General features: G+C 64.4%; 28 protein-coding genes. 17 read left to right on the forward strand and 11 right to left on the reverse strand.

Features of this window, described 5'->3' with window-relative positions; genetic code table 11:
* Positions 1-16: 16 nt before the first annotated feature.
* From BMZ79_RS22760 to BMZ79_RS22790, 7 genes are all read left to right on the forward strand, one after another.
* Entirely contained in the window at positions 17-850 is an 834-nt protein-coding gene (locus BMZ79_RS22760; protein ID WP_177222278.1) for a sugar phosphate isomerase/epimerase family protein, read from the forward strand.
* Between the two features lie 294 nt (positions 851-1,144).
* Positions 1,145-2,089: a carbohydrate ABC transporter permease gene (locus tag BMZ79_RS22765; RefSeq protein WP_090644251.1), complete on the forward strand. Its 945-nt coding sequence runs from the start codon at positions 1,145-1,147 to the stop codon at positions 2,087-2,089.
* A 23-nt stretch (positions 2,090-2,112) separates the two neighbouring features.
* Positions 2,113-2,925 (forward strand): carbohydrate ABC transporter permease, encoded by an 813-nt coding sequence (locus BMZ79_RS22770; RefSeq protein WP_090644460.1) that lies wholly within the window; start codon positions 2,113-2,115, stop codon positions 2,923-2,925.
* A 91-nt stretch (positions 2,926-3,016) separates the two neighbouring features.
* Positions 3,017-4,462, forward strand: a complete 1,446-nt coding sequence (locus BMZ79_RS22775) for an ABC transporter substrate-binding protein (protein WP_090644253.1) — start codon at positions 3,017-3,019, stop codon at positions 4,460-4,462.
* A gap of 230 nt (positions 4,463-4,692) precedes the next feature.
* A complete protein-coding gene (locus BMZ79_RS22780; protein ID WP_090644255.1) occupies positions 4,693-5,724 on the forward strand; it encodes an alpha/beta hydrolase family protein in 1,032 nt (343 codons plus the stop codon).
* Entirely contained in the window at positions 5,721-6,080 is a 360-nt protein-coding gene (locus BMZ79_RS22785) for a VOC family protein (protein WP_090644258.1), read from the forward strand. The genes BMZ79_RS22780 and BMZ79_RS22785 overlap by 4 nt, the downstream gene beginning before the upstream one ends.
* Positions 6,081-6,089: 9 nt before the next feature.
* Positions 6,090-6,959 carry a hypothetical protein gene (locus tag BMZ79_RS22790; RefSeq protein WP_090644260.1) on the forward strand — a complete coding sequence of 290 codons (870 nt, stop codon included), beginning with the start codon at positions 6,090-6,092 and terminating at the stop codon, positions 6,957-6,959.
* 98 nt (positions 6,960-7,057) lie between these two features.
* Here the strand turns inward: BMZ79_RS22790 and BMZ79_RS34405 are convergent, their stop codons facing one another.
* Both BMZ79_RS34405 and BMZ79_RS22795 read right to left on the reverse strand, forming a co-directional pair.
* Positions 7,058-7,225 carry a hypothetical protein gene (locus BMZ79_RS34405; protein ID WP_177222279.1) on the reverse strand — a complete coding sequence of 56 codons (168 nt, stop codon included), beginning with the start codon at positions 7,223-7,225 and terminating at the stop codon, positions 7,058-7,060.
* A 130-nt stretch (positions 7,226-7,355) separates the two neighbouring features.
* A complete protein-coding gene (locus BMZ79_RS22795) occupies positions 7,356-8,213 on the reverse strand; it encodes a helix-turn-helix transcriptional regulator (RefSeq protein WP_090644263.1) in 858 nt (285 codons plus the stop codon).
* Between the two features lie 144 nt (positions 8,214-8,357).
* Between BMZ79_RS22795 and uxaC the strand changes: the two genes are divergently transcribed.
* The 3 genes from uxaC to BMZ79_RS22810 all read left to right on the forward strand — a co-directional run bounded on the left by uxaC (position 8,358) and on the right by BMZ79_RS22810 (position 10,909).
* A complete protein-coding gene (gene uxaC, locus BMZ79_RS22800) occupies positions 8,358-9,767 on the forward strand; it encodes a glucuronate isomerase (protein WP_090644265.1) in 1,410 nt (469 codons plus the stop codon).
* Between the two features lie 229 nt (positions 9,768-9,996).
* Positions 9,997-10,281, forward strand: coding sequence for an autorepressor SdpR family transcription factor (locus BMZ79_RS22805; RefSeq protein WP_090644268.1), 285 nt, complete (start codon positions 9,997-9,999; stop codon positions 10,279-10,281).
* On the forward strand, positions 10,271-10,909 hold the full coding sequence (locus tag BMZ79_RS22810; protein WP_371263773.1) for an SdpI family protein: 639 nt from the start codon (positions 10,271-10,273) through the stop codon (positions 10,907-10,909). The genes BMZ79_RS22805 and BMZ79_RS22810 overlap by 11 nt, the downstream gene beginning before the upstream one ends.
* A 243-nt stretch (positions 10,910-11,152) precedes the next feature.
* Here BMZ79_RS22810 and BMZ79_RS22815 read toward each other — a convergent pair whose 3' ends face one another.
* Both BMZ79_RS22815 and BMZ79_RS22820 read right to left on the reverse strand, forming a co-directional pair.
* Positions 11,153-12,334 (reverse strand): MFS transporter, encoded by a 1,182-nt coding sequence (locus tag BMZ79_RS22815; protein WP_090644273.1) that lies wholly within the window; start codon positions 12,332-12,334, stop codon positions 11,153-11,155.
* A 278-nt stretch (positions 12,335-12,612) separates the two neighbouring features.
* Entirely contained in the window at positions 12,613-13,758 is a 1,146-nt protein-coding gene (locus BMZ79_RS22820; protein ID WP_177222280.1) for a CobW family GTP-binding protein, read from the reverse strand.
* Positions 13,759-13,937: 179 nt separating this feature from the next.
* Between BMZ79_RS22820 and BMZ79_RS22825 the strand changes: the two genes are divergently transcribed.
* Complete coding sequence (locus tag BMZ79_RS22825) at positions 13,938-15,038, forward strand: CobW family GTP-binding protein (protein WP_090644278.1); 1,101 nt, start codon at positions 13,938-13,940, stop codon at positions 15,036-15,038.
* 118 nt (positions 15,039-15,156) lie between these two features.
* The gene (locus BMZ79_RS22830) at positions 15,157-15,672 is read left to right on the forward strand and encodes a hypothetical protein (protein WP_090644281.1); all 516 of its coding nucleotides are present in this window, start codon (positions 15,157-15,159) and stop codon (positions 15,670-15,672) included.
* Between the two features lie 133 nt (positions 15,673-15,805).
* On the opposite strand, the gene BMZ79_RS22835 is transcribed toward BMZ79_RS22830, so the two are convergent.
* The 4 genes from BMZ79_RS22835 to BMZ79_RS22850 all read right to left on the reverse strand — a co-directional run bounded on the left by BMZ79_RS22835 (position 15,806) and on the right by BMZ79_RS22850 (position 20,017).
* Positions 15,806-17,212: an ADP-ribosylglycohydrolase family protein gene (locus BMZ79_RS22835; RefSeq protein ID WP_090644283.1), complete on the reverse strand. Its 1,407-nt coding sequence runs from the start codon at positions 17,210-17,212 to the stop codon at positions 15,806-15,808.
* Positions 17,213-17,277: 65 nt separating this feature from the next.
* On the reverse strand, positions 17,278-18,177 hold the full coding sequence (locus BMZ79_RS22840) for a helix-turn-helix domain-containing protein (protein ID WP_090644285.1): 900 nt from the start codon (positions 18,175-18,177) through the stop codon (positions 17,278-17,280).
* A 173-nt stretch (positions 18,178-18,350) separates the two neighbouring features.
* Positions 18,351-18,632, reverse strand: coding sequence for a chorismate mutase (locus BMZ79_RS22845; RefSeq protein WP_090644287.1), 282 nt, complete (start codon positions 18,630-18,632; stop codon positions 18,351-18,353).
* A 275-nt stretch (positions 18,633-18,907) separates the two neighbouring features.
* Positions 18,908-20,017: an undecaprenyldiphospho-muramoylpentapeptide beta-N-acetylglucosaminyltransferase gene (locus BMZ79_RS22850; protein ID WP_090644289.1), complete on the reverse strand. Its 1,110-nt coding sequence runs from the start codon at positions 20,015-20,017 to the stop codon at positions 18,908-18,910.
* A gap of 74 nt (positions 20,018-20,091) precedes the next feature.
* On the opposite strand from BMZ79_RS22850, the gene BMZ79_RS22855 reads away from it, so the two are divergent.
* The 4 genes from BMZ79_RS22855 to BMZ79_RS35265 all read left to right on the forward strand — a co-directional run bounded on the left by BMZ79_RS22855 (position 20,092) and on the right by BMZ79_RS35265 (position 21,794).
* A complete protein-coding gene (locus BMZ79_RS22855; RefSeq protein WP_090644291.1) occupies positions 20,092-20,622 on the forward strand; it encodes an SgcJ/EcaC family oxidoreductase in 531 nt (176 codons plus the stop codon).
* A gap of 211 nt (positions 20,623-20,833) precedes the next feature.
* Positions 20,834-21,145 carry a hypothetical protein gene (locus BMZ79_RS35255; protein ID WP_256253021.1) on the forward strand — a complete coding sequence of 104 codons (312 nt, stop codon included), beginning with the start codon at positions 20,834-20,836 and terminating at the stop codon, positions 21,143-21,145.
* Positions 21,130-21,531 (forward strand): ABC transporter substrate-binding protein, encoded by a 402-nt coding sequence (locus BMZ79_RS35260; protein WP_256253022.1) that lies wholly within the window; start codon positions 21,130-21,132, stop codon positions 21,529-21,531. The genes BMZ79_RS35255 and BMZ79_RS35260 overlap by 16 nt, the downstream gene beginning before the upstream one ends.
* The gene (locus tag BMZ79_RS35265) at positions 21,459-21,794 is read left to right on the forward strand and encodes an ABC transporter substrate-binding protein (RefSeq protein ID WP_256253023.1); all 336 of its coding nucleotides are present in this window, start codon (positions 21,459-21,461) and stop codon (positions 21,792-21,794) included. The genes BMZ79_RS35260 and BMZ79_RS35265 overlap by 73 nt, the downstream gene beginning before the upstream one ends.
* A gap of 112 nt (positions 21,795-21,906) precedes the next feature.
* On the opposite strand, the gene BMZ79_RS22865 is transcribed toward BMZ79_RS35265, so the two are convergent.
* The 3 genes from BMZ79_RS22865 to BMZ79_RS22875 form a co-directional block, all read right to left on the reverse strand.
* Positions 21,907-22,218: a putative quinol monooxygenase gene (locus tag BMZ79_RS22865; protein ID WP_090644293.1), complete on the reverse strand. Its 312-nt coding sequence runs from the start codon at positions 22,216-22,218 to the stop codon at positions 21,907-21,909.
* A gap of 147 nt (positions 22,219-22,365) precedes the next feature.
* Positions 22,366-23,352, reverse strand: coding sequence for a tryptophan--tRNA ligase (gene trpS, locus BMZ79_RS22870; RefSeq protein WP_090644463.1), 987 nt, complete (start codon positions 23,350-23,352; stop codon positions 22,366-22,368).
* Positions 23,353-23,803: 451 nt separating this feature from the next.
* Complete coding sequence (locus tag BMZ79_RS22875) at positions 23,804-24,766, reverse strand: MFS transporter (protein WP_256253024.1); 963 nt, start codon at positions 24,764-24,766, stop codon at positions 23,804-23,806.
* A 308-nt stretch (positions 24,767-25,074) separates the two neighbouring features.
* Between BMZ79_RS22875 and BMZ79_RS22880 the strand changes: the two genes are divergently transcribed.
* On the forward strand, positions 25,075-25,494 hold the full coding sequence (locus tag BMZ79_RS22880) for a DoxX family protein (RefSeq protein WP_090644296.1): 420 nt from the start codon (positions 25,075-25,077) through the stop codon (positions 25,492-25,494).
* Positions 25,495-25,535: the final 41 nt, after the last annotated feature.

Genomic DNA, 25,535 nt, shown 5'->3' on the forward strand with positions numbered 1-25,535 from the left:
AGGAGGAGAAGACATCGTGTTTCCATTCAAAGCATCGCTCAACGCATCGACGCTGTTTCCGTTCGGGCTGGACGTGACGGAGCAGGTGCGCGTCGCGGCCGAGGCCGGCTACGAGGGCATCGAATTATGGGTCAAGGACATCGAAGCCTACTTGCAAAACGGCGGCACGGCCGCCGAGCTCCGCGCATGCCTGGAGCGCGCCGGCATCGTCTTCGCGAACGCCATCGCGTTCTTCAAATGGGCCGACCGCGACGAAGCGGTCCGGGAGGAAGGCTTCGCCCAGGCCGAGCGCGAGATGCGCATGCTGGCCGAGACCGGCTGCGTTGCCGTGGCGGCGCCGCCGTTCGGCGACGTGGCGGACGTGCCGCCGGCCGACATGGCGCGCCACTACGCCCGCTTGGCCGCGCTGGGCCGCGAAATCGGCATCGACGTGTATTTGGAATTTTGGGGCCGCGCCCGCGCGCTGTTCCGGCTCGACCAGGCGATCGAGGTGGCCGAGGAGAGCGGCGCGGAAGGCGCGAAGCTGCTGCTCGACCCGTTCCACATGTACACGGGCGGCAGCAGCCTGGACGATCTGAAGCGGCTGGATGGCAGCCAAATCGGCATCTACCACGTCAACGACTACCCGGCCGAGCCGCCGCGGGAGACGATTACGGACGCGGACCGCGTATTCCCGGGCGAAGGCGTGGCGCCGACGTCCGAGCTGGCGCGGCTGCTGTACGACGCGGGCTACCGCGGCTTCCTGTCCCTGGAGCTGTTCATCGCCGATTTCGGCGGACAGACGGCGGCGGAGGTGGCCGCCAAAGGATTGGCGGACCTGAAGGCCGCTTATCGCGTGGAAGCTGAATAAGTAAATTCTAGAAAAATTGAATGATTATGAATAAGGCCTTCATCCGTACGATGGGAGAAAAAAGCAGCCGGCATTATGCTGGCTGCTTTTTTGCGTTTATTTAGGCTGCTAGAAGAACCGGCGCATTTGAAATGAAAGCGCATTGTTCAAATTTTCATGAACGTTTGCATTTTATTTGCCACATTCCATCCATAGCGGTTTTGGGTTACTAATTCTTTAAATTCGGAAAACACCGTTCTAATACGGGGGGCTTATCCTAATCAGGGGAAATACAGTTGAAAGGGTGGATGGTTGATGAATTCGACGGAAGCGGGTCTTGTGGCCGCGCGCCCGGACGTCCGAACGCGCCGGGCGGGGCGCCTGTTCTCGGCCATGGCGAAAGAAAACGCGGTCGGCTACTTGTTCATCTCGCCGTCGCTGGTGCTGTTCGCGATCTTTTTGTTTTATCCGCTCCTGAAATCGATCTACTTGAGCTTCTTTCTGACGGATCCGCGCGGCCGGGTGGCCGCCTTCGTCGGACTGGATAATTTCGGCTCGCTGTTCCGCTCGGACGCCTTCTGGAACAGCCTGCTCGTCACGCTGAAATTCACGGCGCTGACGGTGCCGACCGGCCTCCTGCTGGCGCTGCTGCTCGCGGCGCTGACCTTCGGCAAGCTGCGCGGGATGCGCGCGTTCCGGTTCGTGTTCTCCTTGCCGGTGGCGCTCTCGGTCAGCACGTCCTCCGTCATCTGGATGATGCTGTTCCACCCGACGACCGGCACGCTGAACTATTTTCTGACGAAAATCGGCCTTTCTCCGGTGCAGTGGCTGACCGATCCGGCCTGGGCGCTCGTCTCCGTCTCGATCATGACCGTATGGATGAATTCCGGCTTTCAGTATATCGTGCTGCTGAGCGGCCTGCAGGGCATCGCCGACGATATCTTCGACAGCGCGCGCATCGACGGGTCCGGCCCGTTCCGCACGTTCTTCCAGATCATCATGCCGCTCGTGTCGCCGACGCTGTTCTTCCTGTCCGTCGTGTCCGTGATGAGCGCGTTCCAGTCCTTCGGCCAGATGAACATCCTGACCAAGGGCGGCCCGGCGGGCTCCACGGAAGTGTTCGTCTACTCGATCTACAAGGAAGCGTTCATCAATTACCAGTTCGGCACGGGCAGCGCGATGTCGCTGGTGCTCTTCGCCATCATCATGCTGCTGACGTTCCTGCAATTCCGCTTCGAGAGGAAGGTGCACTACCATTGACGACGATGACGCTGGCTCCCCGGATGCTTCGCCGCCTGGCGCAGTACGCGATTTTGATCGTTCTCGCCATCGCCGTGGTGTATCCCGTCGTGTATACCGTGCTCGCTTCGTTCATGACGTCGGACGAATCGGCGCAATATCCGCCGAAAATGTTCCCGTCCCATCTGTACCTCGGCAGCTTCCAAAAGGTGCTGGAGCTCGTGCCGCTCGACACGTTCCTGCTCAACAGCTTCGGCATCTCGGTGCTCGTCATGATCGGTCAGGTCCTGACCGCCAGCATGGCGGCCTACGCGTTCGTCTACGTGGCGTTCCGCGGCCGGTCGTTCTGGTTCGCGGCCTTCGTCTCGACGATGATGATTCCTTGGGAAGTGACGATCATTCCGAACTACCTCACGATCAAATCCTGGGGCTGGCTCGATACGTACCAGGGGCTGATCATCCCCTTCGTCGCTTCCGGCTTCGGCGTGTTTCTGCTGCGGCAGTTTTTCATGCAGCTGCCCCGCGAGCTGTTCGAGGCGGCGCGGATCGACGGCTGCGGCCACGTCCGGCATTTTCTGATCGTCGTGCTGCCGCTGTCGCGTCCGGCGCTGGCCTCCCTGTCGGTCTACGCCTTCCTCGGCGCGTGGAACATGTACCTGTGGCCGCTGCTGATCACGAACAGCGACGCGAAGCGGACGGTGCAGATCGGCATCAGCATGCTGCAGTTCCAGGAAGTCACCGTGTGGAACCTGGTGCTCGCGGGCGTCACGCTCGTGCTGCTGCCGTCGCTGCTGCTGCTCGTGCTGGGCTTGAAGCAGCTCGTGCGCGGCTTGACCGCCGGCGCCGTCAAAGGCTGAGGCCGACCGGCCTCAAGCGTTCTTTCATCGGGGGAATCGTCTTCGGACGTGCATCCATATAAAAAGTAAACTACGGGAGTGAGAAACGAGAATGAAAGCATGGAAACAAGCGGGGGTACCGCTGGCAATGGCCGGCCTGATGGCCGTGCTGGCCGCCTGCGGCAGCAACAATGCCGGCAATAACGCGAACGCGAATACGGCCAACCAGACGAACGCCGCGAACCAAACGAACGCGAACGCCGCGGCCGGCACGGACGGCGCGGCGAACGGCGCGAACGCCAACGCGTCCGCGAACCAGCAGAAGGAGCCGATCAAGGTTACGTGGTGGCATTCCATGAGCGGCGAGCTCGGCGACGCGGTCAACCAGCTCGTGTCCGATTTCAACGCATCGCATCCCGACATTAAAGTCGAAGCCGTCTACCAAGGCACGTACGACGACAGCCTGAACAAGATGAAAGCGTCCCTCGATTCCAAGTCGGGCCCGTCGCTGATCCAAGTCTACGAAATCGGCTCCAAATTCATGGTCGACTCGAAAGCCATCACGCCGGTCCAAGACTTCATCGACGCGGAGAACTACGACGTGTCGAACTTGGAAGAGAACATTCTCGGCTACTATACGTTCAACGACAAGCTGTACTCCATGCCGTTCAACACGTCGAACCCGATCCTCTACTACAACAAGGACATGTTCAAAGCGGCCGGCCTCGATCCGGAGAACCCGCCGAAGACGTACGAAGAAGTGAAGAACGCCGCCAAAGCGCTGACGAAGGACGGCAAGACGGGCGCTTCGTTCGCCATCTACGGCTGGTTCATGGAGCAGTTCTTCGCGAACCAAGGGGCGGAATACGTCAATAACGGCAACGGCCGCACGGACACGGCGACCGAATCGCTCGTGGCGAGCGACGCGGGCGTGAAGACGCTGTCCTGGTGGAAGGATCTGATCGACAGCAAGGTCGCGCTGAACCTCGGCCGCAAGACGGACGACACGAAGAAGGCGTTCCTGGCGGGCCAAATCGGCATGACGCTCGATTCCACGGCCTCGCTGCGCGGCATCGTCGACGGCGCGAAAGGCAAGTTCGAAGTCGGCACGTCGTTCCTGCCGAAGCCGGACGGCGCGACGGAAGGCGGCGTCGTCGTCGGCGGCGCGAGCCTGTGGATCATGAACAACAAGCCGGCCGAAGAGCAAAAAGCCGCTTGGGAGTTCATCAAGTTCCTGGCGCAGCCGGACACGCAAGCGAAATGGCACATCAACACGGGCTACTTCCCGATCACGAAGAAGGCGTACGACGAGCAAATCGTCAAGGACAACATGGCGGCGTACCCGCAATTCCAAACGGCCGTCGACCAGCTGCACGCCACGAAGCTGATCCCGGCGACGCAAGGCGCGGTCATGGGCGTATTCCCGGAAGCGCGCCAAACGGTGGAAGGCGCGATCGAAGAAGCGTTCGGCGGCCAGAAGGATCCGAAGAAGGCGCTCGACGACGCGGCGAAGGCCATCACGGAGAAGATCGACACGTACAACAAGACCGTGAAATAAGCGGGTTTTGGGTCGGGTAAGCTCGGATAGGATGGGATAGGCTCGTCTCAAATAGGCTCGGTAAATAGGATAGGATAAACAGGGTGGAATCATCACGGCCCGTTCCGGCGCGCGCAATGCGTCCGGGACGGGTCGTTTTATTTTGCGGCACGGAAGGAGATCGGCGGCCGGAGGCGAACAAGGTTCTGAGCGCGTTACAGCGTTTTCAAAGGCAGAGGAGGAGACGGGACATGTGGTATCCGGACGATTATTTGAAGCAACTGCTGGACGATGTCCGGCCGGCCGAGGCATTCGAGGCCCGGACGACGGAGGAGTGGCGGGGGTGGCAGGCGCGGCTGCGCGCCAAGTTCGCGGAGCTGCTGGCCGAGCCGGCGAACCGGCGCGAACCGGCGCCGGTCCTGCTTGAAGCCGCGGATTGCGGCGATTACACGCGCGAGCGAATCGGCATCGCCACGTACGGCAATCTCGCGATGCCGATGTACGTGCTGAAGCCGAAGGCGTATCGCCGGGAGCGGGGGGCGGTCATCGCGCTGCACGGCCACGGGTACGGGAGCCGCGACCTCGTCGGGCTGAATCCCGACGGCACGGCGAAGACCGGGGATCCCGGCTACCAGAAGAATTTCGCGGTCGAGCTCGTCCGCCGCGGCCATCTCGTCGTCGTGCCGGAGCTGCTCGGCTTCGGCGACCGCAAGCTCGCCGAGGACGCCGACCGGGGCGACTCATGCCACCGGCTGTCCACGAACCTGCTCATGCTGGGGCAGACGATGGCGGGCCATCGCGTATACGAGACGCTGCGGTGCTTGGACTACGTCTTGGCGCGCGGCGACGTCGACCCGGCGCGGATCGGCGCCATGGGCATCTCCGGCGGCGGACTGGTCGCTTCGTTCGCGGCGGCGATCGACGAGCGGTTCGGAGCCGTCGTCGTCAGCGGCTACGCCAATACGTTTCAAGCAAGCATCCTGGCCATCCCGCACTGCATCGATAATTTCGTGCCGGGGCTGGCGCGGCTCGCGGAGATGCCCGACTTGCTCGCGCTGATCGCGCCGCGGCCGCTCTTGATCGAAGCGGGCTCGCGGGATCCGATCTTCCCGCTGCGCGCCGTCGACGAGGCGCACGGCAAGCTGAAGGCGGCGTACGCGCTGCTGGGCGCCGGTCCGGCCCTCGCGTACGACCGCTTCGAGGGCGACCACGAGATTTCGGGCGAGCTGTCGTTCGACTGGTTCGCCGGTTTGTGGGCGTCCCGCGAGGAGGTGGCGCCGTGAGCGCGTTCAAGCTGCGGCCGTTCGTGCCGTCGGGCGCCGACTTCGGGCTCGCGCAGCGCTTCTTCGAGGCGCTGGGCTTCGAGAAGCGGTACGGCGACGAATCGCTCGCCGTCTACCGGATCGGGGACCAGGAGTTTTTCCTGCAGAACTTTCATGATCAGGCGTTTCAAGAGAATTACATGCTGGAGCTGGCGGTCGACGATCTGGACGCGTGGTGGGCGCGCATCGACGGGCTGCAGCGGAGCGGGGACTATCCGATGCGGGCGAAGGCGCCGCAGGCGTATCCGTGGGGCAAGCGCGAGCTGCACCTGATCGATCCCGCGGGCGTGTGCTGGCATTTGTCGGCGCCGGTTTAAGCGGATGGCATGAACGACGGCCTCCGTGATGGGACGACCGGCGCCGGCACCGGCAGCGGCCAGGGCCTCGAGCCCGCCCGCAAGAATCGCCAAGCGCTGCTTCTGCCGCTGCTCTGCGGCGGACTGGCGCTTGCTTTCCTGCTCGGGGCCGCGCTGTTCCTGTTCATCGCCCCGTTCGGCGGGCAGCCGAAGGACGACGAAACGAACATGCCGCGCGGCTATGCTTACGGCGAGGCGGCCGCCTCGAACGGCATGGCGCTGCATTACATGGCGACGCGGCCGGGCAACGTCCGCCCGGCCGCGGTCCATGCCAACGTGGCGGCCGGCCCGTATTACGGCGTGAACGGCGGGTTCTTCTACGAGGAGGCGCTGCTCAGCATCGCGGTCGCCGACGGCGTGCCCGTCAACGCGGCGCCGGGCAGCTACGGCGCGGGCGACGTCAACGCCAAATACGCCCGCGGCACGCTCGTCTGGGACGGCGCGGCCGATCGGCTGAGCGTGCAGACCGTCGGCCGCATGGCGGAGCTTCGCGTCAGCGACCGCTCCCGCTTCTGGGCCCAGGGCGGCATCGGCATGAGCCTGGGCCGGGACGGCGAATGGCGGGCGCGGGCGGAGGCCGAGCGGGCGCCGAATATCGACGACGCCCGGCTTCGTTCGGCGGCGGTGTACGACGACGCCGGCACGCTGTACCTCGTCGTCAGCACGACGAAGGGCACGCTGGCCGAGTTCCGCTCCGCGATCGTCGAGACCGTCGGAGCGGGCCGGCTCGCGGGCGGCATCTTCCTCGACGGCGACGGCTCGTCCCAGCTGCGCAGCCGGGAAATCCGGTTGTCCGGCGACGGGCGGCCGGTCGTGCAGATGCTGCGGCTGCTGCAATAACGGCGCGCGGACGGGCGGAGCGAGACGCGCGCCGAAGCCGAAAGAAGCAGCCCCCGATGACGGAGGCTGCTTCTTTATTCGCGCTCGCTGGCGCGGCGTTATTCCTTCGCCGCCCGGGCGGCCTTGCGCTTCTTGTAGGCACCGAAGTTCATCCAGGCGCCGACCAGCAGGAGCAGGACGCCGAGCAGGGAGTTTACGAACAGGATATCGATGATGCCGTAGCCGATGAAGAAGAGGCTGACGATGACGAGCAGACGCGGATTCACGGGAGACGCACCTCGTTTTCGATTGGCTTTTGTAAGCAGTATAGCGCAATCCGTTCCCCTTGGCTAGTTCCAATGTCATCTAATCTGACATCAATGAACCGCGCCGCTCCCTTGCCGATGCCCCTTCGGCCTACAGCCGGTTCAGCTTCCGGTACAGGTGCGGCGTCGTGCCCGTCAGCTTCTTGAACACGCGGTCGAAATGGCCGGCGCTATCGAAGCCGGTCCGCTCGGCGACCGCGATGATTTTGAGGTCCGTCTCCCGAAGGAGCCGCCGGGCTTCGCGGATGCGCGTCAGGTTCACGTATTCGATGAGCGTGAAGCCGGTCACCGCCCGGAAGGACCGGCTCAGGTAATACGGGCTGACGAAGAACCGCCCGGCGAGCCCGGCGAGCGTCAGCTTCGTCTCGTAGCTGGCGTTCACGTGCGCGACGACCTCGGCGATCTTCCGCTGGAGCGGGCTTTGCGCGGCGGCCACGTCCTTCGGCTCGTCCGCGGGATGCCGGGCGGCGAGCAGCAGCAGCTCGGCGAGCAGCAGCCGGAGGTACACCTCGCGGCCGGGGCGTTCGTGCGCGGCTTCCGCGACCATTTTGGCGAACAGCTGCTCCGCGAAGGCGCGTTCCTGCGCGCCCAGCCGCAGCACGGCGGCCTGCCGCGCGAACGGCGCGAGCAGCAGCGGATCGTGAAGCGGGTGGCCCGCGCCGAGGAAGGCGTCGCTGAAATTGACGACGATCCGCTCATGCTCCGGCGGGCCGAGATCCGACGCGTTATGGACGACGTGCTTGTTGACGAGCACAAGGTCGCCGGCCGTCAGCCGGACGGTCCGCCGGTCGAGGAAGTGGACCCGTTCGCCCGCGGCCAAATAATAGATTTCATACGTGGGATGATCGTGATTCGTCCGCCCGAACGGCTTCGTCCGGCGAACCTGCTGGATGTAGAAGTCGCCGTCTTCGTCGCCGTACGTGAACGGCTTGTCCGGGATGAGCTTCATGGCTCCGCCTCCGATCTGGTTAACTCGATTGTAGCGCAAGATAAGCGAAAGCGGAACGGATTCGGCAAGAAAAGCCGCGCTTCCGCGCAAATGTTGCGCTATGCTGGAAGGGAATCCCTCATAAAGGACGGTGTCCGCCTGTTTATGAAAGCGTTTATGGACGATGACTTTTTGCTGCAAACCGAAACCGCCAAACGGCTGTACCGCGACTACGCGGCCGCCATGCCGATCATCGATTACCACTGCCACCTGAGCCAGCAGGAGATCTACGAGAACCGCCGCTACGACAACCTGACGGAGGTCTGGCTCTACGGCGACCATTACAAATGGCGGGCGATGCGCGCGAACGGCGTGGAGGAGAAATACATCACCGGCGGCGAAGGCGTCGGCGATTACGACCGGTTCCTGGCTTATGCCCGCACCGTGCCGATGACGCTCGGCAATCCGCTGTACCATTGGTCGCATCTGGAGCTGCGGCGCCTGTTCGGCATCGACGAGCTGATCAACGAACGGAACGCCCCGGTCATCTGGGAGAAGGCGAACGCCAAGCTGCGGGGCGGCGGCTTCTCCGTGCAGGATCTCATCCGCGGCGCGGGCGTCGAGGTCATCTGCACGACGGACGATCCGGCGGATTCGCTGGAGCATCACGTCCTGCTCGCGGCGCAGGCGCCGGAGCTCGGCTTCCGCGTGCTGCCTTCCTTCCGCCCGGACAAGGCGCTCGAGATCAACCGCCCGGCGTTCCTCGGCTACCTCGAGAAGCTCGGCGAGGCGGCGGGGCGCAAGCTGTCGTCCTACGACGATCTGCTGCACGCGCTGGAGTCGCGGGCGCGGTACTTCCATGCCGTCGGCGGCCGCGTGTCCGACCATGCGCTCGATTACGTGCCGTGGGCCGAGACGACGCACGAGGAAGCGGCGCTGATCTACGAGAAGGCGCTGAGCGGCGGCGGGGTGACGCCGGAGGAAGAGCGGAAGTACAAGACGTACACGCTGCTGTTCCTAGGCCGGCTTTACGCGGAGCTCGGCTGGGCGATGCAGTACCACATCAACGCGCACCGCAACAACAATGCGCGCCGGTTCGCGGAGCTCGGGCCGGACACGGGCTTCGATTCCATCGGCGACGGCGCGGTGGCGGTGCCGCTCGCGCGCCTGCTCGACCGGCTGGACGAGCACGACCGGCTGCCCCGCACGATTCTGTATTCCATCAACCCGACGGACAACGACGTGCTGGCGGCGCTCATCGGCAGCTTCCAGGGCGGCGGCATCCCCGGCAAAATCCAGCTCGGCTCCGCCTGGTGGTTCAACGACACGAAGGACGGGATGCTGGCGCAGCTGCGGTCGCTCGGCAACATGGGGCTGCTGCCGCGCTTCGTCGGCATGCTGACGGACTCGCGAAGCTTCCTGTCCTACACGCGGCACGAATATTTCCGCCGCATCTTCTGCAACTTGGTCGGCGAGTGGGTCGAGCAAGGCGAAGCGCCGGACGATCCCGAGCTGCTGCGGGAGCTCGTGCAGGGCGTCAGCTACGCGAACGCGAAGACGTATTTCGGCTTCTAAGCCGGGGCCAAGGGCCGCAGTTCCGTCGCCGGACGGGGCTGCGGTTCTTTGGCGTTTGCCGACTGCGCGCCGGGCTCGCCCGCTTCCGGTTCGGGCGAATGCCCGTTGACAGCGGCGGCCGGCGGGCGGTACTATGGTATTAGATATTTAGATAATGTTCTAAATTTTTAATTAAAGCGCTTGGCTTGGAAGCGCGCGCGAGCGAGGAAGCGCGAAGGAGGACGATCCGTTGAACGACGCGTTCAAGGCGCTGGCCGACCCGACCCGGCGGCAAATCCTGCGGCTGCTGCGGGACCGGAGCATGAGCGCCGGCGAGGTGGCCGGCCATTTCCATATCAGCAAGCCCAGCATTTCGCACCATCTGAATCTGTTGAAGCAGGCGGCTCTCGTGCTGGACGAACGGCAGGGCCAGAACATCATTTATTCGCTGCATACGACCGTCGTGGAGGACGTGATCGGATGGATGTTCGGCATACTGGGGAAAGAAGGGAAGGGGCATGACGATGAGAAATAAACGCGAAGCGCTGTATTTGCTGATCGGGCTGTCGCCGGCGGTCGGCGCGCTGCTGCTGTATAACCGGCTTCCGGACACGATGGCGACGCATTTCGGGCCGGGCAACGAAGTGAACGGCACGATGGGCAAAGGCGCGGCCATCCTCGTGCTGGCGCTGCTCGGCTTCGTGCCGCTGTTGCTGCGCATCCGGCGGAGCCTCGATCCGAAGCGGGCGAACTTCCAAAGCTTCGGCAAGGCGTTCGAGGCGAGCCGCTTCGGCATTACGCTGCTGCTCGGCGCGGCGGGGTGGGCGATGGTCGCCTACAACCTCGGCTACGACGTCGACATGCGCAAGATCGTCCTCGCGGCCGTCGGCTTGCTGTTCGCCGTCATGGGCAATTACGTGACGCAGGTGCGGCACAATTACATGTTCGGCATCCGCACGCCGTGGACGCTCGCGAACGAGGAAGTGTGGCGGAAGACCCATCGGATCGGCGGGCCGCTCATGATGCTCGGCGGCCTCGTCGCGCTCGTCGCCGCGTTCTTCGAAGGGACGGCGCCGATCGTCCTGTTCCTGGCGGCCATCCTCGCGACGTCGCTCGTTCCGGTCGCGTATTCGTACGTCCTTTACCGCCGGCTGAGAGGCTAAGGCATGCGCGGAAGCAAGCGGTTGTCATTCAAAAAACCTCCGGACGCCCTAACGGGGCACGGAGGTTTTTGGCGTTTATTGACGGGTTAAGCCTGGTGGCGGATTAGGCGGGGCACGCCCGGACGGCGACGCCCGGCGGGCGCGCTGCTCGGACAGCGCGTCGGGCGCGGCTTGGCCAGCTTGGCAAGTTTGCCTGCTGCTTGCCTTAGCGGGCTGCTTCAGCCGCTGCCTCGACCGCCTGCCTCAACTGCCCGCCTTGACGCCGCGCTTCAGCAGGGCGGCCTCTTTGTTTTGCTGCACCGTGAAGACGATCGCGAACACGATAATGCAGACGACGGCGAGCACCGAATTGTACAGGAACACGCTGCGCATGCCATACGCCTCGCTCGCCACGCCGCCGACCAGGCTGCCGATGATGCGCGCGACGCCGAGGGTCAGCAGTCCGTTCAGCGTCTGTCCGCTGGCCTTCAGCTCGCTTGGCACTTCCTTGTTGATGACGTTCGCCAGCGTCACGGTCAGCACGATGAAGATCAGGCCGTGCAGCGCTTGGGACGGCAGCAGCCAGAACGGATCGTGGATCGCCGAGAACAGGTACCACCGCAGCGCCGCGGCCGCGCCGGCGCCGAGCAGGATATGCCATGTCCGGATCCGCTGGAAGATGCGGCTCGAGAGCAGCAGGAACGGCACTTCGCTGAGGGACGAGATGACCATCGACCAGCCGAGCCAGGCGCTGTCGCCGCCCATTTCCTTGAAGTAGAGCGGGAAGAACGCGTAGTAATAGCCCAGTGTGACCTGGAAGACGAAGTTCGCGCCGATGTAGAGCATCAGCTTGCGGTTTTTGAACAGCACCCGGACCGACATTTTTTTGCTCCCGGCCTGATGCCCTTCGATCGTGGGGAACCGCAGCGCGAGGAGGAAGCAGATCGCGATGATCGCGGCATAAACGCCGAACAGAAGATCGATCCGCTTATCGGCGATGATCCCGAAGAGGATCGACATGATCGCGAAGCCGACCGTGCCGCCGAGCCGGATGAGGCTGAAGTTGCCCCGTCCCCGCTTGTCCAGCGCCTCCAGCGTCACGGCGTCGCTGAGCGCGAAGATCGAGGATTGGAAAAACGTGAACACGCAGATGAACGCGAGCAGCAGCGCGAACTGGTTCGTCAGCGGGTACAGCAGCACCGACAGCCCGGTGCAGGCGAGCAGCAGGAGCAGGATGCTGTTCTTGGTTTTCGCGCGGTCGCTGAACAGGCCCCAGATCGGCTGGGCGAGAATCGCGATGAGCGGGCCGAGGCCGAGCAGCGTGCCGATTTGCGATTGCGTGAAGCCGACGTGCTGGAAGTACAGCGGGATGAACGTGCCGTAAACGGCGTTGCCCATGTAGAAAAACGCGTAGAAAAACAGAAAATAAGCGAGATTGACCGGCATGGCTTGCGTTACCTTCCTTCGTGCGTCGCTGGATGTGAGCTTTTTTAAGTAGTTCCATGCGCGGCCGCGATTTCCTCCCCCGTACGCGCAATTGATTCGGCGCGGCAGTCCCGGCATGGGGGAAAAGGCCAGCCGGCGGCTGGCCTTGGACGATAGGCGAAGGGTCCCGGGAGCGACCGCGGCCAACCGCGGCGCAATGTCGATAACGGGCGCGGCGCGTTGCCGGGCTAACGGGAAGCGGGCGGCGAAAGGGGCTTGTGACGCGGTACGGACCCGCGTTATTTGCGCGCGAGCCGCTCCCATTCCTGCCGGATCTTGGCTTCGTCCAGGTCGATGCCGATCATGACGAAGTACGGCGCGCCGTCGTACGTGCTCGGCGACCATTCCATCCGCTTGCCCGCCAGCTGGAACAGCATCATGGCCCCGTCCTTGCCGTACGGCATGTAGCCCTTGGCGCGCAGGCAGCCGTTGCCGCGGCCGCCGACGAACGCCTCGAATTCGCGCCGGCCGATGCCCGCGGTCTCGGCGCCGGGATAGATCGCCGTCGTCCGGATGCGCGCGAACGAGCCGGCCGGGCTCGCGACGGCCGCCGTGCCCGCCGCGCGGCCGGCGGCGGCCGCTTTGCCCGGCGCCTGCGCCGCGGCCGCTCCCGGCGGCGATGCCGGCGCCGGCGGGCCGCCGGCCGGCCGGAACGAGAGGCGCGCCGGCGAGCCTCCGGCCGCGGAAGCCCCGGCCGGCCGGACGCCGGCGCCGGACGGCCGCGCGGCCGGAATCCCGGGCGGCCGCAGCTCGCCCGCGGGGGCGATGCCCGCGAACACGTTGGCGGGATCGAAGTCGCAGCGCACCGCGCCGACGAACGCGGCGGCCGGGTTGCGGTCCCGCGCGAGCGACCGCACCTTGTCGGCGGTGCGGTCGGAGATCAGGTCGAACTTGTTCGCGACGATGACGTCGGCCACCTCGAGCTGACGCCGTAGCGTGCGGATCAGCTCCCGGTCCGCCGAGAAGATGCTGTTATAATCAAGCGCATGCTCGGCATCCAGCACGGTCACGATGCGGTGCAGCGCGACTTTGCCGATCGCTTCGGGCTCGGTCATCGCCTCGACGATTTCCTCGGGATTCGCGACGCCCGTCAGTTCCATGACGATCACGTCCGGCCGCATCAACGCGAGCCGCTCGAGGCAGCCCGCGAGCTCGCTCTTCTTGCTGCAGCAGAGGCAGCCCTCCGTGATGCGCTCCATCAGGGCGTAGGCGGATTCGCGGCTCACCTGCGTGCCGTCGACGTCGACGGCGCCGATTTCGTTCATGAGAACGGATGCGCGCAGTCCGCTCGCGTGGGCATGCCGCAGCAGCCTGAGCAGCAAAGTGGTTTTGCCGCTGCCCAGAAAGCCGCTCAAGACGATCACCGGTATTGCACGTTGCTCCATTTGGCCACGTCCTCCTTCCAGGTCAAGGCGGCGCGCCGGCATTCATTGAACGCCGTTACGCCGCCACATTCCAGAACTGTATGCGGCCGCGCCCGGAATTAACACCGATTTCGGCGAAGCTGTTAAAAACGCGGCGGGAGCGGTATAATGAGGCCAGCTTACAGGCGGGAGGAATCGCAATGGCAACGACAGACGGCGGACCGAACCGGGCCGCGAACGGGCCGCAAGGGCGCGCGGTCACCGTGCACCTGCTGTCCGGCTTTCTCGGCAGCGGCAAAACGACGCTCCTCAACCAGGTCGTCGATTACTATAAAGCGCAGGACATCAACGTCGCGGTCGTCATGAACGAGCTCGGCGACGTCAATCTGGACGGGCAGCTGCTCGGCGGCGAGGTGCCGATGGCCGAAATGCTCGGGGGCTGCATCTGCTGCACGATCCGCGGCGACTTAAGCCTCGAGCTGAAGACGCTGATCGACGAGCACGCGCCGGACGTGGTGCTCATCGAATCGACCGGGGCGGCGAATCCGATGGAGATCATCGACGCCGTGACGGAAGCGGCGCTGCTCCTGCGCATCGACTTGCGCACGATCGCGACCGTCGTCGACGGGCCGGAACTGCTCGCGCGCGGCAAGCGCGGCGGGCGCACGTTCAAGCTGATGCAGGAGCAGATCCGCTGCGCGACGGACCTGATCGTGAACAAGGCGGACAAGCTGGCGCCGGAGGAGCTCGTCGAGGCGCAGCAGCTCGTGCGCGGGCTTAATGCGTACGCGCCGCTCACGGTCACGGTCCGCAGCGCGATCGACCTCGCGATCTTCGACCTCGCGGACGGCGCGGATCCGAAGCCGCGTCCGGAGGCCGCCGCGGGAGCCGGCCGGGCGGAGGCGGCCGGCAGCCACGTATGCGGGGCGGACTGCCGGCACGGCGAGCACGATCATGGGCATGGGCACGGGCACGAGCACGCGCACGAGTCACACGTCCATGAGGCGCACGCGCATGACTCGCATGCGCACGTCATGACGCTGACGCATTATTTGGCCGGGCCGATCGACAGCTACGCGTTCGAAGCGCTGCTGAACCGCCTGCCGCAGGACGTCTACCGGGCGAAAGGCATCGTGACGTTCAGCGACACGAACAGCCGCTTCCTGTTCCAATTCGCGTACCGCGAAACGGAGTTCATCCGCATCACGCCGCAGGGGGACGTGCACGACGTGGCCGTGTTCATCGGGGAGCACTTCGACAAGGACGCGCTGCTGGCCGAGCTGGCCGGGCTCGAATCGTAGGACGAAACCGCGATGCAGCGTCGAAATAAATTGGGTTTTGTTGGATAAAAGCGTTCGCCGATGGACAAGCTACCACAGAATGGGTCGAACCATGGCCCGCGAAGGGAGCTGACTTGAGATGAAAACACCATCCTGGCGCAAGCAAATCGCTGCGCTCGGCACGGCGGCGCTGCTGCTGGCCGCGACGTCCGTATACGCGCAGGCGGCGACGCCGCCGTCGGAACAGCTGCAGGCGCAGCACGAGCAGGAACGCGACCACTGGCGCTTCGGCGGCGGTCACGGCCATGGCCATAAGCACGGCGAGCGCGAAGCCCGCAAGCTGGAATTCATGAAGGAAGCCGCGCAATATTTCGGCATTTCCACGGAAGGCAAGACGGCCGAGCAACTGAAGAAAGAATTGAAGGCGGCCAAGGACGCGAATCCGGCCAAATGGGACAAGTTCATCGCGGCGAAGAAGGCGCAGCGCCTGGCCCGTTTGCAGGACACGGCCAAGCGGCTCGGCATTTCGACCGAGGGCAAAACCGCGAAGCAGCTGCACGACGAAATCCGCGAAGCCTGCAAGAACCGCATGATCAAGGAGAAGGGCGGCAAGCCGTCCGCGGACGTGAAGCCGGAAGCCAAGCCGGGCGCATAGCCGGGCGCAAGCGCAAGGGCAGCCGAGCCTGGAGCAGCCGGGCGCATCGCCGTTTCGGCGAGGGGCGCGCATCACGATCGATCGAATACGACAAGCAGGGCCGTCATCGCGGGATGACGGCCCTGTTTGCGGTTCAGACGTTCGCGGCCGACGCGGCCTGCAGCTTGCGGAACGTCTCGTAGCTGCGGCGCGCGCACGCCGAGATCGCGATCGGATGGAAGCCGTTCACGGCGGCGTACAGCCGGTCGTTCAGCGGCGCGGTCCACGAGGCCGGCAGGGCGTCGCTCCCGAGCATCGCCCCGAGGACGGAGCCGACGGTCGCGCCGTTGCAGTCCGTGTCCCAGCCGCCGAGCACCGCGGTCGCGATCCCCTTCTCGAAGTCGCCGCCGGAGTGGATGAGCGCCGCCGCGCACAACGCCGCGTTGTTGTTGGTGTGCACGGGGTGGTAGTGGCAGAACGCGTCCCAGATGCGCCGGGTCAGCTCGACCTGGTCGTCCGTCCCGTCGGCGATGGCGACCGCGTGCTTGATGTCGGCGGCCAGCCGGCTGCTCGCCGGAATCGCTTCGAGGCCGATCTCGACGATGCGGCGGACGTCGGTCTCCGCGAACGCGGCGGCGATCATGGCGGCGCAGAACATGGCGCCGTAGATGCCGTTCTTGACGTGGGAGAACGACGCGTCCCGCCAGGCCAGCTCCGCGGCCAACCCCGGGTTCCCCGCCGCGCCGTAGGCGTAGCCGTCGACGCGGATTTGGGCGCCGATCCATTCCCGGTACGGGTTCAGATGCGTGCGGACCCAGTCCTTGGCTTCCGGCGTCAGCCCTTCGCGTTCGCCGCCGCGCACGTGCGACGTGATTTGCGCGAAATTCAGGTACGCCTGGGTTTCGGCGGTGCAGACCTGGGCGTAGCTGAGCCGCTCGTGCCACAGCTTGCCGACGTCCCAGGAGTCGAAGCCGAGGCCGCGTTCCTCCAGCATGACGAGGCCGAGCACGGTGTAGCGGATGTCGTCGTCGGTTTCCATGAAGCGGATGTTCTCGCGCGTGCTCGCCTTGCACCACTGGGCGATATGGAGGTCCGGGTACCGCCGCGCGGCGTCCGACTCCAGCGGCGTGTAGCCGGCGATCGGCCATGCGTCCGCGCCTTCGAACCAGAGCTTCACGTTCGCGGTGCCCGACCGTCCGCCGGAGCCGTTCATGAACGGCCATGATTCCAGCGGCTTGCCGAGCGCGCAGCCCGCGGCGCGTCCAAGCCACGCGCCTTGGAATTTATCCAGCCATTCCGCGTCGGTATGCGTCGGCGAAGCGACCGGGGCCGCCGCCTTCGGGCGCTTCGCCCGAATCTCCTCGAGCTCCGACGGCTCGTCGTACGGGAAATCCGCCGCGACCGGCAGCGCCGCCAGCTCCCGGTACAGCTGCATCAGCTCCGCCTCGTCCGCGCCCGCCGCTTCCGCGCGCTCCGCGAATCCCGCGACGTCGCAGCCTTCCTCCCCGCGCTGCTTCACTTCTTCCTTCACCAGCGCTTGAAGCGTATCCCAACCTGCCATGTTTTCGACCGTCCTCTCTTGTCCGTGATGCTTTCATTGTACGGGATGGGCGGACGGCGTTCTTCTCAGGAAGGCGGCGCGGACTTCTCACTATTTGCGCGCGCGGGAGCGGCATCCGGCGCGCCGAGGCCGAACGTCTGGCGGAACTGGACCGGCGATAGGCCCGTCGCGTCCTTGAAGGCGCGGTAAAACGTCGCGAGGCTCTGGAAGCCGCAATCGAAGCCGATATGCGCGACTTGCCGGTCGCTGCCGGCGAGCAGCCGCTTGGCTTCCTGCACGCGCAGCAGCGCGACGTAATCGGCGAAGCGCCGGCCCGTGGTCTCGCGGAACACGCGGCTCGCGCGGGACATGCTGATGCCGAGCTCCTCCGCCACGTCGCGCAGGCCGATCGGCTCGCGGTAGCGCTGCTCGACCAGCTGCGCGAGCGCCTTCGTCTGGTTCGCCGACCGCGCGGCGGACAGCTGCTGCTCGGCGGACAGCTCGCGGGTATAGTGGCGCAGCAGCAGGCCGCACAGCTGGATCAGGGCGCTCTTGGCCATCGCCAGGCAGCCGGGCTCGCGGTCACGCAGCTCCCGCTCGACCGCCAGCATCCACGGGGTGACAGCCTCCGCGAGCGCGGATCCCGCGGGGATCAGGTTATGGAAGCGGGACGAGCGGTAGGCGAACGGCAGCAGCAGGCCGGGGTCTTCGGCCAGGAGCAGGGCGCCGTCGAAATTCAGGAAGAGGAAGCGGCTCGGGTCGTCCGGGTCGGATTGGGCGATATGCAGCTCCTCGTTGTTGACGAGGAATACGTCTCCCCGGTTCACCCGGTACGCCTTGCGCCCGAAATAAAACCGTCCCGTGCCCGACAGGCAAAGCCCGATCTCCAGGCTGGCATGGGCATGGAGCGGCTGCCGGTATGCCTGCGGCGTCCAGCGGAACGCGTTGATGGGCACGTCGTGCTCGTACGTGATGGTCAGCTTCATGCGCGGCAGGACCTCCTTGCGGGATGCGGCGAGGGCTCGCCGCGTCGCGTTGCCACTAGAATACACCATGACGGCGCTTTCAACAATTCGTCGGGGCGCTTGCCAAGGCATGAAAAAAGCCGCCTCCGAACAGGTTCGGAAACGGCCCGCGTCGTCCGCGCCGCGGCGATGCGTTACTTCTTGATCGTCCGCAGCTCCACGTGGCGCGCGATGACGAGATCCATGATATGCCGGTAAACGCTCTCCGCGTACGCCGGATTGAGACCGCACTGCTCCGCGTACGTCGCGAGCTTCCGAAACTGCTGCGCTTCGCGGTCGGGGTCCTGGGCGTTCAGGCCGTGCCGCTCTTTATAGACGCCGACCTCTTCGGTAAATTTGAAACGGTCTGCCAGCAAGGCGATCATCTGCCGGTCGATTTCGTCGATGTTCGCTCTCAGTTCAGCCAAATCTGCCATCTGATGCACTCCTCGCAAGTTTTCGCACGTAGACGCTTCTACGCAATAAAGTTCAACACCACATTACCATAGACCGCCGAGAGCTGTAAACGGGTTCCGTTTCCAATCCGGCAAAAATGTTGCGCGGCTCGTCCGGCTTGCGCGCCGCACGCCGGCGAGACGGAACGGGGGCCGACGGACGCCGGGAGCGAAAAAAGCCGCCGTCCCGAGAGGCGGAAACGGCGGATCCTTGGATGCGGCGCTGCTCCCGCCCGGTCTTGGCGCGGGCCCGGTCGTTAGCGCCGGCTCGTCGACGCGATGAGCGCGGCGATGCTGCCCGCGGGGTCCCCGGCATCGCGCTGCCGCATGCGCGCGCGGACGGCGTCGCGTTCGGCGTACAGCCGGCCGAGGGCGGCAAGGAACGCTTCGTCCGTCAGTTCTTCCTCCTGCAGCACTTCGCAGAAGCCGGCTTTGCGGAACGACTCCGCGTTCAGGATCTGGTCGCCGCGGCTTGCCTCCTTGGACAACGGGATCAGCAGCATCGGCTTGCGCAGGGCCAGGAATTCGAAGATCGAGTTGGAACCGGCGCGCGAGACGACGAGCTCCGAGCAGGCGAGCAGGTCGGGCAGCTCGTCGTGGACGTACTCGTACTGACGATACCCTTTTACCTTGGCGCATCTGTCGTCCAGCTCGCCTTTGCCGCACAGGTGGATGAGCTGGAACGTCTTCGTGAGCTCCGGCAGGTTGCGGCGAATCGCGTCGTTGATCCGCTTCGAGCCCAGGCTGCCGCCCATGACGAGCAGCACCGGCTTGCCGGGAAGCAGCCTGCTCCACTGCAGCCCCTTCACGGCGCTGCCGCGCAGCAGCTCGCGGCGGACGATCGGCCCGACGTGAACCGCTTTGCCTCCTTTGATATGGGCGGCGGTCTCGCCGAACGTGACGCATACTTTCCGGGCGAACGGGTTGGCGATCCGGTTGGCGAGGCCCGGCGTCAGATCGGATTCGTGGATGATGACCGGCACGCGGTTCAGCCAGGCGCCGAGCACGACGGGAACGGAGACGAACCCGCCCTTGGAGAAGACGACGTCGGGGCGCAGCTTCCGGATCGTCCGGTACGCCTGAAACACGCCTTTCACGACGCGGAACGGGTCCTTGACGTTCTGCACGTCGAGGTAGCGGCGCAGCTTGCCCGTCGAAATCGGATAATAGTCGACATCGCGCAGCCGGGCGATCAGCTGCTTCTCGATGCCGCCGCTGGAACCCATGTAGGCGGCGTCCCAGCCTTGGTCCTGCAGAAGCGGGATCAGCGCCAGGTTGACGGTCACGTGTCCCGCCGATCCGCCTCCGGTGAAGAGGATCCGGCGCGGTTTCTCGTCCGGCGGACGAGGCGAGGTTGCATTTGGCATAGTCGGCTCTCCTTGTTACAATCGTTATGAACAGCGTAACACAAAATCCGCATGGAGTCCGGGAGGGAAGGTAAATGTCCGCATCGTCATTCGATTACGTCCTTCAACAATATGCGGAGAGCCGCGCCGCGCATGACCGAACGCCGCGGCCGGACGAGCTCGAAATCGTTCGCTTGTACGCGGCGATGCTCGCGGGCTGGAACGATCGCAGCGCGGAAGCGATGGCGGCTCCGTTCGCGGAGGACGGCGAGCTCATCGGTTTCGACGGCAGCGAGGCGTCGGGCAGAGCCGGCATTCTCGCGCACCTGGCGCCGATCTTCGCGCATCACAAGACGCCCCGATACTGCGTCATCGTGGCATCCGTCAAGCTGATCGCCCCGGACGCCGCCGTCCTTCGCGCCTATTCCGGTCTCGTGGCGGACGGCGCGGCCGACATCGACCCGAAGCTGAATGCGCAGCATGCGCTGACCGCGGCGAAGCGGGAAGGCCGATGGGAGATCGCGCTCTTCCAGAACACGCCGGCGCAGTTCCACATGGAACCGGAGCGGGGGGCCGAGATCACCGCGGCGCTGCGCGCGCTGCTCCCGATCGCGGGCCTTCGCTGAAGGCGCATCGTCCGAACGGCAGCGGCGCGTTCGCGGGAGGCAAGTGCCTTCCGGAACGCGCCGCTCTCAATAGTTGCCCCCTAAATTTGATAATGAGATTCATTATTATTTAGAAAAGGACTTTGTCCATCAACCGGGAGGGCAACATCGAATATCCGCAACGCTCGAACGGTGGAAATTGGGAGTTCTTCTCGCCGGCTTGCTGGCGGTCATGCTGGTTTTGTCGGCATGCGGCAACGGCAACAACGGCAACAACGGCGGGGCTAACGCCGGCAATCAAGCGAACAACGGCGCGAACGCCGGGCAATCGAACGGCGGCGCCAACGATAGCGCGAACGCGGGCGGCGAAGCGGCGCCGGAGCGGACGGTCACGGACGGCATGGGGCATCAAGTGACGATTCCGGCGCATCCGCGGCGCATTCTCGCGTCGTATTTGGAGGATCCGGTCGTGACGCTGGGCGAGAAGCCCGTCGCGCAGTGGTCCGTCGCGAACGGCACTCAGGATGATTGGCGCCGCAGCTGAAGGACGTGCCGACGATCGCCTACGATCTGCCGGTCGAATCCGTGCTCAGCTTCTCGCCGGACCTCATCATCATCGGCTCGGAGTCGGCGGTGCAGAAAGGGCTTTACGAGCAGCACGCGAAGATCGCGCCGACCTACGTGCTCGGGGATAAAGTCAACAAGGACTGGCGCGCGGCGCTGACGACGATCGGCGATCTCCTCGGCAAGCAGGACGAAGCGGCCAAGGCGCTTCAGGATTACGACGCGAAAGCGGCGGAAGCCAAGCGAAGCTGTCCGCGGTTATCGGCGGCAAGACGGCGGCGGTGCTGTGGCTCGTGTCCAAGAACTTCTACCTCGTCGACGAGACGCGATCGAGCGGCGCGATGCTTTACAAGGATCTCGGGTTGAAGCCGCCGAATCTCCTCAGCGACCTACCGGAGGGATCCAAAGCCGTGTGGAACCCGATCTCCCTCGAGAAGCTCGCGACGCTGAACGCGGATTACGTCTTCCTCGTGAACAGCGACAAGAACGCGGGCGAGGATTCGCTCAAGGATCCGGTATGGCAGGGCATTCCGGCCGTGAAGAACGGACATGTGTTCGAAATTCCGAGCACGAGCAGCTGGCTCTATTCCGTAGGATCGCCGGCGAGCAAATCATGGACGAAGCGGTGAAGGATTTGACGCAGTCCAAGTAAGCGGTCTTCATGATCGCATGAAAAACCGCCCTGCCTCCGTTCGGAGGCAGGGCGGTTTTTGGCGTTTCAAATGCAGGGCGAGGCGGCCGCTACGCGCGCATGCCTTTGCCGCCGAGCGGCACGTGCTTCACCTGCTGATCGAAGCCCGCGATGAGCGGCTTGGCGCGCGCGATCATCGCCTGCGTCTCCTCGAGGGCGAGCGAGGCGCGGTGCGCCTCGGCATTGTCCCACACCTCGGTAATCCAGATCGCGTCCGGTTCGTCGGGCAGCAGGCTGACGACGTAGATTTGGCAGTCGGGAACGGCATCCATGCCGGCGGCCGCCTCCATCAGAATCGCGGCCAGCTCGTCGCGTTTGCCGGGCTGCGCGATCATTTTGCCGGATAAGCCGAATTTGCTCATATCCACACATCCTGTTCTCTTGGACTTGCCTCCATCATACCGAACGCTGGCTGACAAAACCAGTCAGCGAAGGGAGCAATCGCCTTCCGAAGCGCTCCTGAAGCTATGCCGTTCAGATCGATCATGAAGCTCGTCGAGCCTCGCCGCTTATCCGAACGCGAGCAGTCCCATCGCCTGCTTCGCCTTCCGAAGCGTCGCGTTCGCGGTCGCCGCAGCCCGCTCCGCGCCGTCCCGCAGCATCGCCGGCAGCTCCTCGGAATCGACGATGTCGGCGAACCGCCGCTGGATCGGCGCCAGCTTGGCGATGACCGCTTCCGCGATTTCGCGCTTGAACGCCCCGTAGCCGACGCCGGCGAAGCGGCGCTCGATCTCCGGAACGCCGACGCCGGCGAACACCGCGTAGATCTCGATCAGGTTGCTGATCTCCGGCTTCCGCTCCCAGTCGTAGCGCACCTCGCCTTCGGAATCGGTGACGGCCTTGGCGAATTTTTTGCGGATCAGGTCCGGGTCGTCCTGCAGCAGCACGCAGCCGTTCGGATTCGGGTTGCTCTTGCTCATCTTCTTGGACGGATCGTCGAGGCCCATGATGCGCGAGCCGATCTCCGGGATGACCGGCTCGGGCACGGCGAACACCGGCGCGAACCGGTTGTTGAACCGCTCGGCGAGGTCGCGCGTCAGCTCCAGATGCTGCTTCTGGTCGTCGCCGACGGGCACGTGCGTCGCCCGGTACAGCAGGATGTCCGCGGCCATCAGCACCGGATAGGTGAACAAGGCCGAGCTGACGGCGTCCTTCCCGTGCGACTTGTCCTTGAACTGCGTCATCCGCCCGAGCTCGCCAAAATGCGCCTGCGTCTCCAGCAGCCAGCTCAGCTCGGCATGCGCCGGCACCTGCGACTGCATGAAGATGGCGGCTTTCTTCGGATCGACGCCGGCCGCGACGTAATACGCGGCGATCTCCTTGGAGCGGCGCAGCAGCAGACGCGGATCCTGGTACACGGTAACGGCGTGCAGATCCGGCACGAAGAAATAGCACTCGCAGTCGTCCTGCAGCTTGAGAAACTGATGCAGCGCGCCGCCGTAGCCGCCGATATTGAGCTCCCCGCTCGGTTTGATGCCCGAAATGATTCGGTTCACGTTCATTCCTCCCCGGTCGATATCATCGCGTTTCAAAACAAAAAACACCCCGTCCCCAAAGGGACGAAGTGTTGGACTCCGCGGTACCACCCGAATTCGGCGCAAGCGCGCCGCGACTCTCGCATGTCAAAACGACTAACATGCGTCCCGGGATAACGGAGGGACCTGCCGTCAACGCCTACTTGCCGTTTCGCGGAAACGGCGTTCGGATTGAAGCGAACGGAGCCATTCGCCGCGCTCGATCGTGCCGGACCTTGCACCGTCCGCCGGCTCGCTGGGACCATCGATGGTCGCGGGTACTCTTTCCGTTCATAGCTGTCGCGTATCTGTTTTTGGTGATGGTTAGCCCTAACTCTAGCGGGAAAGCGGCGAGGTGTCAAGGGCGCTTCGCCCCATGCGAACGACCGCTCCGCGCCGCGGCCGCGCCGGAACCGTCCGGCAGCCCATCCGCTTATTCCGCGGAAGCCGCCGTCGCCCCGACCGTCTCGGTTCCCGGCGTTTCCTCGCGCTTGCGCAGCACTTCCTTCTTCAGGAACCAGCAGACGGCGAACGCCGCGATGACGAAGACGAACGAGATGCCGAAAATGCCTTGGAACGCGTCCGCGAACACGGTTTGCACCTTGATCAGCAGGTCGTGCGGGAGCCCTTTCGGAATGCCGCCGGTCGCGATGGTGTTCGCCGTGCCCGCCGGTAGCCGGTCGGCTATCCCAGATACGCCTTGGTTGATGTGGCGGGCCAGCAGGCTGCCGAAGACGCTGAGGCCGATCGTCGCCCCGAGCGACTGGAACAGCTGCACGGTGCCGAGGGCGGCGCCGCTGTCGGCCTTGTCGACGGACTCCTGGACGATCAGGTTGTCGCTGCCGAACAGGACGCCGATGCCGAGGCCGAGGATGAAGAACGTGACGATGACATAGAGGACGCTCGTGTCGAGGCCGATGCGCGTCAGCAAGTAGAAGCCGACGATCGGCAGCGTGAAGCAGGCGATGAACAAATTGCGGTACGGCACTTTCGTGATCAGGAAGCCGTTCGCGATGCTGGACGGAATCGCGCCGGCCATGAACGCGAGCATCAGGTAGCCGGCCGCCGTCGGCGTCAGCCCCATGACGTTCTGCGCGAAAAACGGGAACGTGGCGATGCCGCCCATAATGCCGAGCATGAGGATGAGCACGATGCAGGACAGCACGACGACCGAACGGTGCCGGAACAGCCGCAGCGGAATGATCGGCTCCTTCGCGCGGCGCTCGATGAAGACGAACAGCGCCGTCAGCGCGGCGGACAGCGCCAGAAGGCCGACGATGAGCGGCGACGACCAGGATAGGCCCAGGTTGTCGATCAGCACCGGCGCCATCAGCAGGGACAGCAGGGCGGCGACGAGCGTCGCGGCGCCGGTCCAACTTCGCCAACATGCAAACAAGATGCCTGGTTTTAAATATTCCTTGACGGGAATATTCCTTATAGGGTATATTTGGCATGCGCAATTGGCATGGCGTGCTGGCTTAACCGGATCGGCTGCTGCGACTTAGACACCGAAGCATGGAGCCCTATCGTCATTGCCGGGAAGAGATCCGATCAAGCGGAAGCTTGTCTGCGGGAATTTGCGATGAAGGGATGTGAACGAGGGAGAAAAGCGGTCATCCTTGAAGCGCGGCTCGCTAGAAGGCGCTGATTCGAGGTTTGAATAGGCGTCAACCAATCAATGAGGAATCTAAGGAGGCTAATTCAATGAAAAAAGTGTTGATTCCCTACTGGATTTTCACCGGGTTGCTTGCGGCATTCATGGGTATCGGAGCGATTCCCGATATTATGTCGTCCGGCGATGCGGTTGAACTCTTCAAGCATTTGGGGTACCCCGATTATCTCCTTCCGTTTCTCGGAATCGCCAAGTTGTTGGGGGTCGCGGCGATTCTTGTTCCCGTCTTCCCGCGAATCAAAGAATGGGCATATGCCGGACTGTTTTTCGATTTATCGGGCGCGACGTTTTCGACGATCGCCGTGGACGGCCTTGCGAGCGGATTGATTTTCCTGATCGGATACATCATGATCGCAGGCTCCTATTATTATTATCATCGAAGATCGAAATCGGGCTTATCGAGCGAAACGCAGCGCGTGAATAAAGCCAACGGCGAACTTCAAGGCTATTAACTCCTTACTGTCATACGGAGGTCCGGCGGATCGCGCATGCC

Origin of the sequence: Paenibacillus sp. UNC496MF, assembly GCF_900113915.1 — a bacterium.
Classification (GTDB): domain Bacteria; phylum Bacillota; class Bacilli; order Paenibacillales; family Paenibacillaceae; genus Paenibacillus_Z; species Paenibacillus_Z artemisiicola.

Excerpts from the sequence above, each read along its gene's own strand:
- BMZ79_RS22765 (WP_090644251.1), top strand. The coding sequence starts at position 1,145 with ATGAATTCGACGGAAGCGGGTCTTGTGGCCGCGCGCCCGGACGTCCGA.
- BMZ79_RS22770 (WP_090644460.1), top strand. The coding sequence starts at position 2,113 with ATGCTTCGCCGCCTGGCGCAGTACGCGATTTTGATCGTTCTCGCCATC.
- BMZ79_RS22775 (WP_090644253.1), top strand. The coding sequence starts at position 3,017 with ATGAAAGCATGGAAACAAGCGGGGGTACCGCTGGCAATGGCCGGCCTG.
- BMZ79_RS22780 (WP_090644255.1), top strand. The coding sequence starts at position 4,693 with ATGTGGTATCCGGACGATTATTTGAAGCAACTGCTGGACGATGTCCGG.
- BMZ79_RS22790 (WP_090644260.1), top strand. The coding sequence starts at position 6,090 with ATGAACGACGGCCTCCGTGATGGGACGACCGGCGCCGGCACCGGCAGC.
- BMZ79_RS22795 (WP_090644263.1), bottom strand. The coding sequence starts at position 8,213 with ATGAAGCTCATCCCGGACAAGCCGTTCACGTACGGCGACGAAGACGGC.
- uxaC (WP_090644265.1), top strand. The coding sequence starts at position 8,358 with ATGAAAGCGTTTATGGACGATGACTTTTTGCTGCAAACCGAAACCGCC.
- BMZ79_RS22810 (WP_371263773.1), top strand. The coding sequence starts at position 10,271 with ATGAGAAATAAACGCGAAGCGCTGTATTTGCTGATCGGGCTGTCGCCG.
- BMZ79_RS22815 (WP_090644273.1), bottom strand. The coding sequence starts at position 12,334 with ATGCCGGTCAATCTCGCTTATTTTCTGTTTTTCTACGCGTTTTTCTAC.
- BMZ79_RS22820 (WP_177222280.1), bottom strand. The coding sequence starts at position 13,758 with ATGGAGCAACGTGCAATACCGGTGATCGTCTTGAGCGGCTTTCTGGGC.
- BMZ79_RS22825 (WP_090644278.1), top strand. The coding sequence starts at position 13,938 with ATGGCAACGACAGACGGCGGACCGAACCGGGCCGCGAACGGGCCGCAA.
- BMZ79_RS22830 (WP_090644281.1), top strand. The coding sequence starts at position 15,157 with ATGAAAACACCATCCTGGCGCAAGCAAATCGCTGCGCTCGGCACGGCG.
- BMZ79_RS22835 (WP_090644283.1), bottom strand. The coding sequence starts at position 17,212 with ATGGCAGGTTGGGATACGCTTCAAGCGCTGGTGAAGGAAGAAGTGAAG.
- BMZ79_RS22840 (WP_090644285.1), bottom strand. The coding sequence starts at position 18,177 with ATGAAGCTGACCATCACGTACGAGCACGACGTGCCCATCAACGCGTTC.
- BMZ79_RS22845 (WP_090644287.1), bottom strand. The coding sequence starts at position 18,632 with ATGGCAGATTTGGCTGAACTGAGAGCGAACATCGACGAAATCGACCGG.
- BMZ79_RS22850 (WP_090644289.1), bottom strand. The coding sequence starts at position 20,017 with ATGCCAAATGCAACCTCGCCTCGTCCGCCGGACGAGAAACCGCGCCGG.
- BMZ79_RS22855 (WP_090644291.1), top strand. The coding sequence starts at position 20,092 with ATGTCCGCATCGTCATTCGATTACGTCCTTCAACAATATGCGGAGAGC.
- BMZ79_RS35255 (WP_256253021.1), top strand. The coding sequence starts at position 20,834 with ATGCTGGTTTTGTCGGCATGCGGCAACGGCAACAACGGCAACAACGGC.
- BMZ79_RS22865 (WP_090644293.1), bottom strand. The coding sequence starts at position 22,218 with ATGAGCAAATTCGGCTTATCCGGCAAAATGATCGCGCAGCCCGGCAAA.
- BMZ79_RS22880 (WP_090644296.1), top strand. The coding sequence starts at position 25,075 with ATGAAAAAAGTGTTGATTCCCTACTGGATTTTCACCGGGTTGCTTGCG.